A 13,594-nucleotide genomic window follows, 5' to 3' on the forward strand; every position below is an offset into this window, starting at 1 on the left:
ACGGGCGGGGACGGCTCAGCGCGTAAATCCCCACTCCGCCTCGTTCTCTTCGGTTTTGAGGTGCTCGGCCGGATCCGCGGTGTCGGCCAGCGGCGGCTGCGAGGCGCGGGCGGTGCGTTGGCCGATTTCGGTGATGGCGTGCACCGGGCAGTCGAGCAGCGCCCGCATGACCGCGTCGCGATCCGCCTCCGCCACCGTGCCGTCCCCGATGAGGGAGGCATATCCCCAGTCGTCCAGCGAGAAGTATCCCGGCGCATGTTTGGCGCAGATGCCGAAGCCGTCGCAAATGGTGCGATCCAGACGGATTTTCATGCGTGCCTCACAGGTTCCGCCTCGTAGGGACGGTCCGCGCGGAACGCACCGCCGGCGCAGTCCTGGCAGGCGCCGTTGAGATGGGCGGCGACGTCGTCGGGGAACTGATCGAGCAGGCTGGCGGCGACGTTCGTCGCGGCATCGAGCGTCGCGCACGCGCCGCGCCCACGCAGCAGCACCGACCAGCGGCGCAACCGTTCGACGTCTTCTGCCGTCGCGGCGCCGTCGCGCAGCGCACCGGCGACCGCGGCCATCGCCGCCGTCCCGTTGAAGCACGATCCGCATTGGCCGGCGTTTTCGCGGTCGAAGTACGCGAGCACCGATGCCGCGACCGCGACGGGGCAGTCCTCGGTCAGCAGCGAGATCGCGCCGCAGCCCAGCCCGCTGCCGACGCGTCGCATCGTCTCGTGGTCCAGGGTGGTCTCCAACACCGAGCGATTGAGCAGACCGGCGAAGTAGCCGCCCATCAGTGCTCCGCGCACCTGGTCGGCCGGGACACCGTGCAGGGCAAGCAGTTCGGTGAATGGCAGCCCATGCGGAAGTTCATACAGGACGGGAGGTCGCCCGCTGCCGGTGATGGTCGCCAGGAAGGTGCCCGGCGACAGCGTGGTTCCCTGCGACCGGAAGTCGGCCGACCCGTGGCCCTGCAGGTAGGGGAGGTTGGCCAGGGTCTCGACGTTGCTGACGAGCGTGGGACGGTCGTCGACTCCCGCTTCGAAGGGGCGCGGCGGCTTGTCCGTCGGCTTGGCCGGGCCACCGTTGATCGCGCGAACAGCGGCCGTCTCCTCGCCGGCCACGTACCCCGGCGCCACCGTGCGCAGGTCGATCGTGACGCCGAGCGCGCCGGGATCCAGCTCGGCGAGCGCGGATTCGATGCTGTGCGCCGATTCCGGGTCGGACACGTAGACGTGGGCGCGGTCCGCGGCGACGACCGTCGCGGCCAGCCGCAGACCGTCCAGGACGAGGTGGGGGCGATTGCGCAGCAGCCAGCGGTCCTTGACCGAAGCCGGTTCTCCCTCTTCGCCATTCGCGACGACGACGGGGACACCCAGCAGGCGCCCGTTGTCGCGCACCGACCGCAGCTTCACCGCCAGCGGAAACGCGGCACCGCCGCGGCCGACCAGGCCACTGGACTCGACTTCGGAAAGGAATTCATCGGCATCGGCGAGCGGGCGGTAGCCGCCGAGCTTGCGATAGGACGTCAGGTCTTCGCGGGCCTGCTCGCTGAGCAGCCGCGGTGGGCATCCGGGCCATGGCGCGGTGGCGATGGTGGTGGACTGGGTGGTGTTCAATGCTGGCCTGCCATCGTGTTAGTTAGGCTTGCGCACATGCGAACTGCGGTGGTGCGTGTGAACGTCGACCCGGAGAGCGTGCTCGAGCCCGCACAGCTACGCGACGGCATGGCGGCTCTCCTCGAGCTGGTGGCCGCGGCCGGCGCGGACGTGGTCGACAACGACCTCGCATCCCTGCCGGCGACCCGCCGCGAAGTGGAGCTGCTCATTGCGGCCGAGGACGGTGACACGGCCAAGGCCACCGCAATCGGATTGTGCGCCAGAGCGTTCGGTATTGATCCCGTCGCGGGAGTGATCACCTTCGTCAGCCGGGGCACCGACGACGACGCGCACGGCGTGCTGTCGGCGTTCGGGCTCACCGGTGACATCGAGCGCACCCCCGGCGACGACGGATTCGACATCGTCCATGTGACCCTGCGCGAGTCCGACCTCGAGCGGATTCCGGAAAGCCGGGTACACACGGCGCTCGAGGCGTCGCTGAATTGCGAGGTCCGCATTTCCACGAGGTGATGCACCGTGTCGCGCCATCACGAACCCAAAAATTCCAGGATTGCGGGCGCCGCCTGCACCCAAGTGTCGAACATGTTGAAGTGCTGCACCCGACCGGCGGCGCGGTCTTCCGAGGCCCGCTCCCATGCGTCCTCGGGCCACGGTGGGTCGATGAGCTTCGACCCCTTGATCAGGCAGCTGACCTCCAGCGACGTCCGCTTCGGGTGATCCATGTCGTTCTCACCGCCACGAATGATCAACGTGGGCACCGTGATCCGGTCGAACATCTCGTCCTCGACACCCGGGATCGTCTGGCCCGGCTTGGAGACGAACGCGTTGAGCCAGCGCAGCATCAGCTTGAGGAACTCGTCTTTATCGAAGTCCAGGAACCGCTGCTTGTTGTTCGGATTCTCCTCGATGCGCTCCCGCCACTCGGCCACCTTCACCACCCCGTCCATGCCGGTGCCGCGCACCGCGAGGATGCTGGGAATGATGTAGAACGAACCGAGCACGAAGGTGCCGTAGGTGCCGCCGACGATGTTCCACACCACGAGCTTGGTGACCATCTCGGGGTAGAGCATCGTGGTCAGCATGGAATCCCTTGCGCCGCCGGAACCCCCGGCGAGGATGCAACGCTCGAAGCCCAGACCGGTCACGAGCTTGTGCAGTGTCTCGGCGCGCATGTGGGACTCGCTTTGTCCATAGAACTGCACATCCGAGGCGCCGCAGTTGGGCCGGTCCCACAGCAGTACCCGGTAGCCGCCCGCGACCAGGGCATCGGCCAAGGGACGCAGGCCGGGGATCTCCTTGCTGAACCGGCCGCCCGGCGTCAACGCAATGAGATCGCCAGAGTCACCGAGGATTTCGTAGACGACATTTCCCCCGTTGATCTCAATAGAAGGCACCCGATTCTCCTGTGGTTAGGCCTGAACCAAAACGTCGTTGCCGACGACGCGCACCGGATAGGTGCGGATACTCCATTCCGGCTTGACCGCCGTCGTGCCGGTCGCGAGCTCGAAGCCCCATTGGTGCCAGGGGCAGTAGATGTATTCCAGGTCGCGCACCATGACCGAGTCACCCGGTGCGGTCTCGTCGACGATGGTGCGCCCCCGGGCCCGTCCCGAACACAGCGGGCCGCCTTGGTGGGGGCAGTAGTTCGCGATGGCGTAGAAGGTGCCGTTGACGTTGTAGACGCCGACGCCGTGACGTCCGATCGGCACCAGTTTATGTGTGCCCGGCGGGATTTCGTCCACGGTAGCGACGACGTGCTCGCGGCCCTGGGCGAGACGGGGCTCGGGCCGTTTGGTTTCTTCGCTCAACTCAGAGCACCCGGGTCTGACCCTCGAGGACCGGAACGGTCTCGGGCAGGTGATAGGTCGCGATGCCGTTCTTGTACATCACCGCGTCGCGGGCGTGCTTGGGCAGGTGCTTGACCAACCAGCGCGGGTCGTCGAACGTCCAGTGCGGGTAGTCCGAGGAGAACAGCAGGATCTTCTCGCACTCCATCCATTCCAGCGCGCGGGTCAGTTCGGTCTTGTCTTCCGGGTAGTCCAGCGGCTGGGTGGTGAACTTGATGTGGTCCTTGACGTACTCCGACGGTTTGCGCTTGATGTCGAGCCACGATTTGCGGGCGTCGTAAATCGCGTCCATCCGCCACATCAGCGGCAGGATCCAGCTGAAGGCGTGCTCGACGAACACGATTCGCAGCCCCGGGAACCGGTCGAAGACGCCGTCGAAGACCAGGCTCATCACCTGGTTGGCCGCCAGCAGGGAGTAGGTCACCATGAAGTCGTGGTTGTAGCTGGGGAAGCCCACCGGCGGGATCGGCAGCTCGTCGAACTGGCTGCGGGACAGGTGGCAGCTCACGGTGATGTCATTCTTCGTGGCGGCCGCCCAGATCGGGTCGTACTTCGGGTGGCCCCAGGACGGCCGCGGCTCGGCCTTGATCAGGATCTGCGCCATAAAGGGGTGCCCGGCCCAGCGCTCGATCTCGCGCACCGACTCTTCCGGCTCCTCGATGGCGATGCAGATCGAGCCGCGCCACCGCTCGTGCCAGTTGTTGTGGCTGTCCAGCCAGTGATTGGCCTGCCAGTCGTTCAACGCGGCCGACATTGCGTGCTGCGCTTCGGGAATGCGCGCCGGATAGGCCGCCGGCTCCAGGATGGCGATGTCGGAGCCGGCCTCCATGATCAGCTGGCGAAACGCCAAATCCGGGTCGCTGCAAGGAAACTCGCCGTTGGCTGGAAAGGAGTCCACGCGCATCGCGTAGGAGTGCGCGTAGTCCGGGGCGTCGTAGTAGATCTGCTCGCCCACTGTGCGAGTGAGGAAGTACTTGCTGCGCCACGGCTCGGCGATGTAGGGGAGTAGCTCGCCGCGCTTGGGGGCCGGGTGAACGTCCGAGTCGACGCAGCGGACGGCTATGCGCTCGGTAGCGGGAACCCGCTCCTGCGAATGGGTCAACGTCATCTGGCTCTCCTCAGTCTTTCGCGATACTTCTACTGTGCGCCCACCCCGGCGGGGATGTCTATGCCGTAGAGCCGCGCGGCGTTGCGCCAGCACAGCTTCTCGCGCTGCTCGGGCGACAACGCGCTGGGCAGCTTGCTGACATCGCCGCATTGCCAGTGCGGATAGCTCGAGCCGAACATCACCATGTCGTCCTTACCGGTGAAGCCGAACCATTCGCCGGCGAATTCGGCGTCGCCCGGGCCATCGAGACTGCCCTGGACGAAGAACACGTGGCCGGGCAGGTAATCGCTGGGAATCCTCGGGGCCCAGGGTGTCTGCTCCAGGTGCGGACGGCCGAACGTGTCCATCCTCCAGATGAACGGCGTCACGAAGTCGGCGGCACCGTCGCCCCAGACGAACTTGAGGCCGTCGAACCGCTCGAACACTCCCTCGGCGATCATGTTCATCAGGTGATAGATGTAGTTCAGCGCCATGAAGCTGACGTACTGCTCGTAGGTGCGGGTGTTCCCGTTCGGCGTCGGCGGAAAAGCGATGCCGGACCCGACCTCGATGTGCGCCGCGACGGGCAGGCTGGCGTCGACGGCGGCCTCCCAGATCGGCCAGAACTGCGGTTTGCCGTACAGCTCGCGGGATTGCAGCGGGACACCGATCTGGACCACCCGCGGGTGTGCCCGCCACCGCTCGATCTCGCGCAGGGCGCCGGGGATGTCGTCGGGGTTGACCCGGATGGTGCCGCGGAACCGCTCGCCGAACTGGCTGGACTCCAGCCAATTCGACACCATCATCTCGTTGTGGGCGGCGTGCAGTGCGCTGCCCAGGTGCCGGTCCGGCATGATGCCGCGCGCCATCGGATGCAGCACCGCCACATCGACGCCGCGCTTCGAAAAGAGTTCGTTGGCAACGAAATCCGGATCCGAACCGGGGTACTGACGATCCGGGCCCTCGGTGTTGGGCGCGTACTCACCGCCGGGGGCGCCGTACCAGTCCATCTCGTAGTCGGGGAAGCCGCGGCTCTTGAACGGTTCGCGCAGCGTCTTGCGCAGGGCCTTGTTGGACGGGAAGAAGATGTGCACGCTCGCGTCGATCAACGGGGTGCTGGTTCCGTCGGCGTGTGTGATCACGAGAGCCACCCTTCGGCTGCGGCGGCAAAAGCCGGCCGCGCGAGGTCATATGATAGCCAATCTAACATTTTCGTCGGCGGTCAATCAACGGGTTTTCGGTAAGCATTTCGTTTAGTCATCGTCGCTGGTGAACGGCGTTTTGCGCGCTTCGGAGCAAGTATCGTTCTTCATTCCGGATAATACCATTCTCCGAGTTGCGGATCGACGCGGTCCGCGCGGCTCGTCGCCCCGGCGGCCGAGGCGATTGCCTAGTCCGACGGCGCGCCCACCGTCACACCCGCGGCCCGCTCGAAGGGTTTGATCACCGCGGTGAAATCGGAGTCCGGTCCCTCGTCGCGGGCGAGCGCCTCCCATAGCCGGCCGACGGTCTCGGCGACCTCGGCGGGCACGCCGAGCGCCCTCGCTTCGTCGAGATAAAGACGCACGTCCTTGAGCATCAGCCCGGTGGCGAAGCCGTAGTCGAAGGTGCGGGGCAGGATCGCGCGGGGGAACTTGTCGCGGCTCGCGCTCGTCGCACCCGATCCCGCATTGAGCACGTCGATCATCACGGCCGGGTCGAGGCCGGCCTTAACGCCCATCACGACGACTTCCGCGGTGGCGGCCAACACGTTCGCCGCCAAGATATTGTTCGCCAGCTTCATCGTCTGCGCGGCGCCGGGCTTGTCGCCGACATACACCGGGCGGCCCAGCGCTTCGAGCGCGCCTCGCACGAGGTCGAATTCGTCGCGGGGGCCCGAAACCATGAGCGCCAGCGTGCCCCTCGCGGCGCCGCCGACACCGCCGCTGACCGGGCTGTCCATCGCCACGATGTTGCGCCGCGCCAGCAGGCCGTGGATCTGCACCGCCATTTGGCTACCGACAGTGGACAAGTCGACGTAGCGCCGCACCCGCGCGCCCTCGATCACGCCCGCCGGACCGGTTGCCACCGCGAGCGACGCGCCCGGGGTGGGCAGGCTGGCCAGCACCGTCTCGGCGCGGTCGGCGACCTCCTTGACCGACGAAGCCGCGCGCGCCCCCAGCGTGACGGCGCGCTCGAGCGCCTCGCCGCGGGCGTCGAAGGCGACGACGTCGTGATTTTCCCGGATAAGCCGGGATGCCATGGGAAGCCCCATGTTTCCGAGCCCGATGAACCCGATCTCCACGTTGTGCCCCTATCCCTTATGCCGGCGATCCGCCGCGCTAGCGATCGCCACCGTCCCGGTCCAACGCCGCGAACGCCTCGCTCGCGATGCGAAAGCTGTCCACGGCGGCCGGCACGCCGGCGTAGATGGCCACCTGCAGGAAGACCTCGCGGATCTCCTCGCGGGTGACGCCGTTGGTCAGTGCCGCCTTGACGTGCGTACGCAACTCGTTGGGCCGGTTGAGCACCGAGATCATCGCCAGGTTGAGCATGCTGCGGGTCTTGCGCGGCAGTTCGTCACGGCCCCACACGGCACCCCAGCAGTATTCGGTGACCAGGTCTTGCAGGGGCCCAGTGAAGTCGTCCGCGTTGGCCAGCGCGCGATTGACGTAGTCCTCGCCCAGCACCTCAGAGCGGATTTCGAGCCCCCGCTGGTAGGTTGCGCGGTCCAATGCAGTTCTCCCTTCGGTTCGGGGCAGCGGCCCTCGAGATTGTCGTGCGGGCGGACGCCGAGGGGCCGATTGCCTGAGCGCAGTCTTGCATCGCGGGCCGCTGGGTGCGGTCTACAGTCGATGTTCGAATGGATTCGCCCGCTCGGGTTCTCGTTCGGTGGGGAGCGCGCGGAAACTCCGCGCCTGTCCAATCGTGCTGTAGCGGTTGGTGATCCGAGGTGCCGGTGCGGGGCGTGGTGATCAGGGACGTTGAGGAGAAGCGGTGACCGGAGCAAGCGCTGACATCTGGGAAGTGATGTCGACGGCTCGGACAATCCGGCGTTTCACCGATGAGCCGGTGGACGATGCGACTCTGGCGCGGTGTCTCGAGGCGGCCAGGTGGGCCCCGTCGGGCGCCAACGCGCAAGGCTGGCGATTCGTGGTGCTGCGATCGCCCGAGCAGCGTGCGGCGGTGGCGAAGGCCGCGGCCCACGCGCTGGAAGTGATCGAACCCGTCTACGGCATGAGCCGGCCCGCCGACGACGACAGCTCCCGCCGCGCCCGCACCTACCGCGCGACGTACGAATTGCACGACCGCGCCGGTGAATTCACGTCGGTCCTGTTCGCCCAGGCGCATTACCCGACGGCGTCGGAACTCCTGCTGGGCGGTTCGATCTTTCCCGCCATGCAGAACTTCCTGCTGGCCGCCCGGGCCCAGGGGCTGGGTGCCTGCCTGACCAGCTGGGCCTCGTACGGCGGTGAACGGCTGCTGCGGGAAGCCGTCGGGGTCCCTGAGGGCTGGATGATCGCCGGCCACATCGTGGTGGGGTGGCCGAAGGGCAACCACGGCCCGCTGCGCCGGCGGCCGCTGGCCGAATTCGTGAACCTCGACCGCTGGGACAACCCCGCCGACGGCCTCGTGACCGGCGGTTAGATCGCCGGCGAAAGTCCATCCGTCGCGGGCCGTTGGGTGATCCCATGACCGGATTCAGAGATTATTACTTCCACAACCGAGAATGGTATTCTCGCCGTGACAGTCACGACGAGAGGCGGCGCGGATGCTGTTGGAGTTCGATGCTGACCAGCGACTGTGGCAGGACACGGTGCGCGACGCCGTCGCGAAGCAGTGCCCGCCGTCGTTGGTGCGCAGCGTGGCCGAAAAGGGCGTCGACCCCAGCCCGTTGTGGAAATCGTATGTAGACCAGGGCTGGACCGAACTCAGCGATGCAGAAAGCGCCGTCGAGCTGGCCATCGTCCTCGAGCAGCTCGGCCACGCCACCGACCCGACCCCGTTCCTGGCCACGATGAGCCAGTTCGCGCCGCTCGCCGCGGACCGCTTCGACCCACACCAATCGGGCACCGCGGTCTATGGCGGGGTCGCCGCGCACCGCGACGCCGAGGGCTGGGTCCTGGAGGGCACGGCGCGCCACGTGCTCGACGGAGATCGCGCGGATCGGCTGGCGGTGGTGACCGATGCCGGGGTGTTCCTGGTCGAGTCCAGTCAGGTGTCGGCCCGGCGCGCTTCCGTGTTCGATCCTGTACTGCACGTCGCCGACCTGTCGTTCGCCCAGGTTCGGGTGCCCGACAGTGACCGGCTGACCGTCGACGCGGAACGCGCTCACCATTTCGCGCTGACCGGCATGGCGATCACGATGGTCGGCGCCTGCCAACGCATCCTCGACCTGGTGCTCGAGCACGTGAGTAGCCGCCAGCAGTTCGGCGTGCCGATCGGCTCTTTCCAGGCCGTGCAGCACAAGGCCGCCGACATGCACGTCGCCGTGCAGCGGGCGCGGGCGCTGGCCTACTTCGCCGCGCTGACGATCGCGGCCGACGATCCCCGTCGTCGACTGGCGGCCGCGATGGCCAAGGCATCGGCCGGCGAATGCCAGTCGCTGGTGTTCCGGCACGGCCTACAGCTGCACGGCGCAATGGGATTCACGTGGGAGAACGACCTGCAGTTCGCGCTGAAACGAGCCAAGGCGGGCGAGCTGATGCTCGGCGGCGCGGCGGAGCACCGGGCGCGGATCGCGGAGGAATACCGTGCGGCTGACTTTTGATTCCGACGTCGAGGAGTTCCGGGCGCAGTTCTCGGCGTTCCTCGACGAAAACCTTCCTCCCGCAAGCGAAACGCTCGAGCGTCCCCGGTCGGTGTCCCACATGCCGCAGTGGGCCCGGGACTGGCAGCGGCTGTTGTTCGACAACGGCTGGCTGCTGCCCAGCCAGCCGCCGGAATTCGGTGGGCGCAACGCGACGGTCATTCAGCAGTTCGTCTACCTCGAGGAACTGAGCCGCCGGCGGATCTATCACAGCTTCAACCCGCAGGGTGTGAATATCGTTGGGGCCTCGCTGTTGTCGTTCGGCAGCGACGAGCAGAAGCGGCGCTGGGCGGTGCCGATTCTGCGGGCCGAGATCACCGCTTCGCTCGGCATGAGCGAACCGAGCGCGGGCTCCGACCTGGCGTCGCTGCGCACGCGCGCGGTGCTCGATGGCGATCACTTCGTGGTCAATGGCCAGAAGGTGTGGACCTCCGGCGCCCACGACGCCGACGTCCTGCTGACGTTTGTCCGCACCAATCCAGATGCGCCGAAGCACAAGGGAATCAGCGCGCTCATCATCCCCACTGACACCCCGGGGCTGGTGCGCCGGCCGTTCCCGTCGATCTGCGGTGCCGACGATCTGGATTTCAACGAGGTGTTCTTCACCGACGTGCGGGTGCCGGCCGAGAACCTGGTCGGTGAACTCGACCAGGGGTGGCGGGTGGCCAACGGGTCGCTGGGGCACGAACGCACCATGATGTGGCTGGGTTTCGCCGATCGCCTCGAGAACATGATCGACGACTTCCATCCCAGCACCGACGTCGAACGCGACCAATACGCCAGCACCATCATGGACAAGCAGGCCCTGCGGCTGTTGGGGTCGGCGGCCCTGGCGCGCGCCGCGCGCGGCGAAGATGACGTGGCCGCGATTTCGGTGCTCAAGCTGCTGGGCTCCGAAGCCGAATTGCGTGGCATGGAACTGGCGCTGACCGCCGCGGGATCCGACGGCCTCATTCAGCCCGGACAGACGGGGCCCTACATGCATATGAACCTCGACCACTATTTCGCCAGTTGGTTCGAGCGCTACGCCCGCAGCTTCTCCGGGACCATCGCCGGCGGCACCTCCGAAATCCAGCGCAACATCATCGCCCAGCGGGTGCTCGGCCTGCCGCGAGGCTAGGCCATCACAGGGATTGCTGAGAGGCGTTGCTGGGCAAGGCGATCCGGTTCACGCCCGGGGTGTGCAGCTGGCCGGCCAGCCACGGTAACGCGGTGGAAAACGCCATGCCCGCCGTCGGCCAGTCGTGCTGTCCGGTCTGGGACACCACCGCACAGTCGATGCCGTTTGCCCGGCCCAGTCCGCACAGGGACGCGGCGGCCGCGGCCTGGTTACCGGGGTCTGCGGCGGCGGCGCGACCGGCGACGGCCATCGCGGCGGTGTCCACGGTGGTGATGTCGTGGCGCGGCGAACCGCCCGACGAGATGGCGAACCAACCGGATACCCCGGTGTAGCGGCCGTGGCGGTTGATCACCGTGGTCGGGTCGAATCTTGCCCACGCGTCGGCATCGCCGTCGAAGAGGTTGGCGATGGTTTGTTCCTTGGTCCCGCTGTTGGGCGTCAGGTCGCCCTCGATGTCGACGAACGAGCCGAACATGTCGGGGTGCATGACGGTCAGGTCCACCGCGCACGTTCCGCCCATCGACCAGCCGACGACGCCCCAGCGGGACGGGTCGGGGCTGACCCCGAAGTTCGAGACCAGGTACGGCACAACGTCTTTGGTCAGGTGGTCGGCCGCGTTGCCGCGGCTTCCGTTGACGCATTCGGTGTCGTTGTCGAACGCGCCCCCCGGGTCGACGAACACCAGCACCGGGGCGTTGCCGCCGTGCGCGGCCGCGAAGGCGTCGACGGTGTCCACCGCGCCGCCGGCGCGCACCCAGTCGGCGGGCGTGTTGACCATGCCGCCGATCATCATCACCGTCGGTAGCTGCGGCGGGGGGTAGCTGGCGAACCAGGCCGGCGGCAGGTAGACGAGTTCTTCGCGGTGCTTGAATTGCGACGCGTCGTCGGGGATCACGACCGGCACCAGGCTGCCGTGCGGCGGCTTTGAGCCCTTCGCCGCCAGCGTGGTGACCGTGGCCTTGTCGACCTGGTCGGGCAGCGGAACGGAGGTGAACTGGTTCCACGCGTTCTGGACGGTCTGGAAGTAGCCGACCCATTGGTTGAGCACGAGCAGCGAGCAGAGCAGACACAGCGGCACGGCCAGGATCGATAGCCCACGCCGCCACCACCGCGCACCGCGCCAGCCCAGGATCAGCACCGCCATGGCCGCACCGACCAGCGCGATCCAGACGTACAGCGCGTCCGGCGCCGCCGCGCTGATGCAGCGGCGCGCACCGAGCGCCGTCCCGACCCCGGCGAGGGTGGCGGCGGGCAGCCACAGCAGGCGCCAACGACGCGATCGCCACCCGGCGGCGAGTCCCAGCGTGATCGGGGCGACGATCTGGGCCGTGATCGGCACCCAGCCGTGCATCAGAGATATGTGGTTGCCCAGTAGCGACATGGCGATTCCTCCTCCCGGCTGCCAGCGATTCAGCTGCGTGAGAGAAGGATCGAACGCCGGCCTCGGCGGATCCTTGGTGGATTCTTGTGGGCGAATGTCGCCGGGCCGTTGGGCGGCGGCGTGCGCCGCTGGCGGCGTGCGCCGGCTACCTTACGTCGAGTGTGAAACCACGGCGTTGAGTGTGAAGCCACGGCGGCTGCCGTCGTGTCGTCGCGAAGAGTGCACAGTCAAGGCCGTGTATTCACACGCGACGGTCCAGGAATCAGCGACCAACTGCACGCTCGGCGGGGAGCCACCGGTTCTAGACCGGGTCGAATTTGGTAATCAGCCAGGCGCCGTTGACTCGGGTCAAAGTCACCAGCACGCTGCTGGAAGCCATCGCGGGGTCGGGATTGTCCTTGCTCGTGGTGCTCTGGTCGACGAGCACCAGCACGACGGCCGAATCCGGATGTAATTCGGCAACCGCGGCCCCCAACACCCGCGCGTTGGTTTTCAGTGACTTCTGTTTGGCCGCCGGCGCCACGATCTGTTCGGTGAACTGGTTGTAGTACGACAGGAAATCACCGGACAGGTGCGTCTTGGCGGCGGCGAAGTCTTTGTCGAGCGAGTCGGGCGAGTACGACAGCAACGCGACCGTCCCGTCGGACGCCGCAGTGGTCACCGCGCTCGCGACGCTGGCGTCGGTCTGCTTGTCGGGCCGGTACTGCTTGAAGTACAGCCACGTCGCCACGCCGCCGGAGAGCAGCAGCAGCGCAATGAGAATCACGGGAACGACTTTCACGTTGCGCCGCGCACGTGCAGCGCCGCTTTCCATGAGGCCGGCCTGTTCGGCGGAGTCGTCGGCCGTGTCGATGCTGGCCTGGTCCTCGGTCACGGAATGAACTCCACGTTGGACATCTTGTATTGCCCGCCGTCGTTTTTGACGGTCACCTTGAGCCGCCAATTGCGTGGTTGGTCTTTGGCGCCCGCGGCGTTGGTGACGTGCGACGTCGCCGCGACGAGGACCAACGCGAAATCCCCGTTGATGGATTGCACGGCCGCCGCGTTCACGGTGCCTTGGGTAACAACTTTGGACTGTTCGACGACGGTCGTGAAATCTTTTGCGCGCGCCTGGAAGTCGTCGTGGAACGGGCCGGTCGAGCTGTCGATGACCCGCTGGACGTCCTCCTTGGCCTTATTGAAGTCCATGGAAGTCAAGTTGACGACACCTTGTCTGGCTCCCGAAATGAAGTTCGCGGCGCGCTCGTTGCGCTCGGTAACTTCATGGCGGTTCCACATCATGTATCCGCTGGCCGCGACGAAGGCACAGATGAGGACGATGACTGCCGCTTTCCACGCTACGGACCACGGGGGCAGCCGCAGGCGTCGCCTGCGAGCCGGCTCGGCTTCCGCTTCCGCCTCTTCGGCGGTTTCGTCGCCGGTCTCCGTCGCGTCCGTGTTGGTCGGCTCGACGGTCTCCGTGACCTCGTCGGTCTCCGGTTCGGCGGTGTCGGTTCGGCCCTCGTCGGCTCCCGGTGCCTTTTCCGCGGCAGCGGCGTCGATCTCGGTCTCGACCTCGGCCCGGGCCAGCGCTTCACGCCGGAGGCGGGCGGCACGAGCGCGCGCGCGTGCCGCGGCGGCCAGCGCTTCGGCTTCGGCGGCCTCGGCCTCGGCCTCCTCGAGCAACGCCTGCACGTCGGCTTTCGAGTTGGCCGAATCTTTCGGCGCCTTCTTCTCCTCAGCCATGGTGCGTACTGCCCGTCGCGGTCATGATCGACCGACTCCTG

The 13,594-nt window shown here is 67.1% G+C and carries 15 protein-coding genes; 4 read left to right on the top strand and 11 right to left on the bottom strand.

What is annotated here, in order from left to right; all coding sequences use genetic code 11:
• Positions 1–15: 15 nt before the first annotated feature.
• Positions 16–312, bottom strand: coding sequence for a ferredoxin (locus AC5Y5B_RS16955; protein ID WP_112631009.1), 297 nt, complete (start codon positions 310–312; stop codon positions 16–18).
• Complete coding sequence (locus AC5Y5B_RS16960) at positions 309–1,604, bottom strand: NADH-ubiquinone oxidoreductase-F iron-sulfur binding region domain-containing protein (protein ID WP_112631007.1); 1,296 nt, start codon at positions 1,602–1,604, stop codon at positions 309–311. The genes AC5Y5B_RS16955 and AC5Y5B_RS16960 overlap by 4 nt, the downstream gene beginning before the upstream one ends.
• Before the next feature lie 36 nt (positions 1,605–1,640).
• On the opposite strand from AC5Y5B_RS16960, the gene AC5Y5B_RS16965 reads away from it, so the two are divergent.
• Positions 1,641–2,114, top strand: a complete 474-nt coding sequence (locus AC5Y5B_RS16965; protein WP_112631005.1) for a hypothetical protein — start codon at positions 1,641–1,643, stop codon at positions 2,112–2,114.
• A gap of 17 nt (positions 2,115–2,131) precedes the next feature.
• Here AC5Y5B_RS16965 and AC5Y5B_RS16970 read toward each other — a convergent pair whose 3' ends face one another.
• The 6 genes from AC5Y5B_RS16970 to AC5Y5B_RS16995 all read right to left on the bottom strand — a co-directional run bounded on the left by AC5Y5B_RS16970 (position 2,132) and on the right by AC5Y5B_RS16995 (position 7,252).
• The gene (locus AC5Y5B_RS16970) at positions 2,132–2,998 is read right to left on the bottom strand and encodes an alpha/beta fold hydrolase (RefSeq protein ID WP_112631003.1); all 867 of its coding nucleotides are present in this window, start codon (positions 2,996–2,998) and stop codon (positions 2,132–2,134) included.
• A 15-nt stretch (positions 2,999–3,013) separates the two neighbouring features.
• Positions 3,014–3,412: a Rieske (2Fe-2S) protein gene (locus tag AC5Y5B_RS16975; RefSeq protein ID WP_500005986.1), complete on the bottom strand. Its 399-nt coding sequence runs from the start codon at positions 3,410–3,412 to the stop codon at positions 3,014–3,016.
• Between the two features lies 1 nt (position 3,413).
• Entirely contained in the window at positions 3,414–4,559 is a 1,146-nt protein-coding gene (locus tag AC5Y5B_RS16980) for an amidohydrolase family protein (RefSeq protein WP_112630999.1), read from the bottom strand.
• 29 nt (positions 4,560–4,588) lie between these two features.
• The gene (locus tag AC5Y5B_RS16985; RefSeq protein ID WP_500005987.1) at positions 4,589–5,680 is read right to left on the bottom strand and encodes an amidohydrolase family protein; all 1,092 of its coding nucleotides are present in this window, start codon (positions 5,678–5,680) and stop codon (positions 4,589–4,591) included.
• A 248-nt stretch (positions 5,681–5,928) separates the two neighbouring features.
• Positions 5,929–6,822, bottom strand: coding sequence for an NAD(P)-dependent oxidoreductase (locus AC5Y5B_RS16990; RefSeq protein WP_500005988.1), 894 nt, complete (start codon positions 6,820–6,822; stop codon positions 5,929–5,931).
• A gap of 37 nt (positions 6,823–6,859) precedes the next feature.
• A complete protein-coding gene (locus AC5Y5B_RS16995; protein ID WP_112630994.1) occupies positions 6,860–7,252 on the bottom strand; it encodes a carboxymuconolactone decarboxylase family protein in 393 nt (130 codons plus the stop codon).
• A gap of 295 nt (positions 7,253–7,547) precedes the next feature.
• On the opposite strand from AC5Y5B_RS16995, the gene AC5Y5B_RS17000 reads away from it, so the two are divergent.
• The 3 genes from AC5Y5B_RS17000 (at position 7,548) to AC5Y5B_RS17010 (ending at position 10,447) form a co-directional block, all read left to right on the top strand.
• Positions 7,548–8,165: a nitroreductase family protein gene (locus AC5Y5B_RS17000; protein WP_500006004.1), complete on the top strand. Its 618-nt coding sequence runs from the start codon at positions 7,548–7,550 to the stop codon at positions 8,163–8,165.
• Between the two features lie 124 nt (positions 8,166–8,289).
• Positions 8,290–9,288: an acyl-CoA dehydrogenase family protein gene (locus AC5Y5B_RS17005; protein ID WP_112630990.1), complete on the top strand. Its 999-nt coding sequence runs from the start codon at positions 8,290–8,292 to the stop codon at positions 9,286–9,288.
• The gene (locus AC5Y5B_RS17010; protein ID WP_500005989.1) at positions 9,272–10,447 is read left to right on the top strand and encodes an acyl-CoA dehydrogenase family protein; all 1,176 of its coding nucleotides are present in this window, start codon (positions 9,272–9,274) and stop codon (positions 10,445–10,447) included. Before AC5Y5B_RS17005 ends, AC5Y5B_RS17010 begins: the two co-directional genes overlap by 17 nt.
• A gap of 4 nt (positions 10,448–10,451) precedes the next feature.
• Here AC5Y5B_RS17010 and AC5Y5B_RS17015 read toward each other — a convergent pair whose 3' ends face one another.
• The 3 genes from AC5Y5B_RS17015 to AC5Y5B_RS17025 all read right to left on the bottom strand — a co-directional run bounded on the left by AC5Y5B_RS17015 (position 10,452) and on the right by AC5Y5B_RS17025 (position 13,553).
• Positions 10,452–11,828 carry an alpha/beta hydrolase gene (locus AC5Y5B_RS17015; protein WP_112630986.1) on the bottom strand — a complete coding sequence of 459 codons (1,377 nt, stop codon included), beginning with the start codon at positions 11,826–11,828 and terminating at the stop codon, positions 10,452–10,454.
• Positions 11,829–12,129: 301 nt separating this feature from the next.
• Entirely contained in the window at positions 12,130–12,642 is a 513-nt protein-coding gene (locus AC5Y5B_RS17020; protein ID WP_430917644.1) for a hypothetical protein, read from the bottom strand.
• A gap of 56 nt (positions 12,643–12,698) precedes the next feature.
• Positions 12,699–13,553, bottom strand: a complete 855-nt coding sequence (locus AC5Y5B_RS17025) for an Rv1363c family protein (RefSeq protein ID WP_112630982.1) — start codon at positions 13,551–13,553, stop codon at positions 12,699–12,701.
• Positions 13,554–13,594 lie beyond the last annotated feature (41 nt).

The organism is Mycobacterium sp. NGS33 (assembly GCF_059812885.1).

Bases quoted from the DNA above. Each gene is read 5' to 3' on its own strand.
- AC5Y5B_RS16980 (WP_112630999.1), bottom strand. From the start codon at position 4,559: ATGACGTTGACCCATTCGCAGGAGCGGGTTCCCGCTACCGAGCGCATA.
- AC5Y5B_RS16955 (WP_112631009.1), bottom strand. From the start codon at position 312: ATGAAAATCCGTCTGGATCGCACCATTTGCGACGGCTTCGGCATCTGC.
- AC5Y5B_RS17000 (WP_500006004.1), top strand. From the start codon at position 7,548: ATGTCGACGGCTCGGACAATCCGGCGTTTCACCGATGAGCCGGTGGAC.
- AC5Y5B_RS17020 (WP_430917644.1), bottom strand. From the start codon at position 12,642: ATGGAAAGCGGCGCTGCACGTGCGCGGCGCAACGTGAAAGTCGTTCCC.
- AC5Y5B_RS17025 (WP_112630982.1), bottom strand. From the start codon at position 13,553: ATGGCTGAGGAGAAGAAGGCGCCGAAAGATTCGGCCAACTCGAAAGCC.
- AC5Y5B_RS17005 (WP_112630990.1), top strand. From the start codon at position 8,290: ATGCTGTTGGAGTTCGATGCTGACCAGCGACTGTGGCAGGACACGGTG.
- AC5Y5B_RS16965 (WP_112631005.1), top strand. From the start codon at position 1,641: ATGCGAACTGCGGTGGTGCGTGTGAACGTCGACCCGGAGAGCGTGCTC.
- AC5Y5B_RS17015 (WP_112630986.1), bottom strand. From the start codon at position 11,828: ATGTCGCTACTGGGCAACCACATATCTCTGATGCACGGCTGGGTGCCG.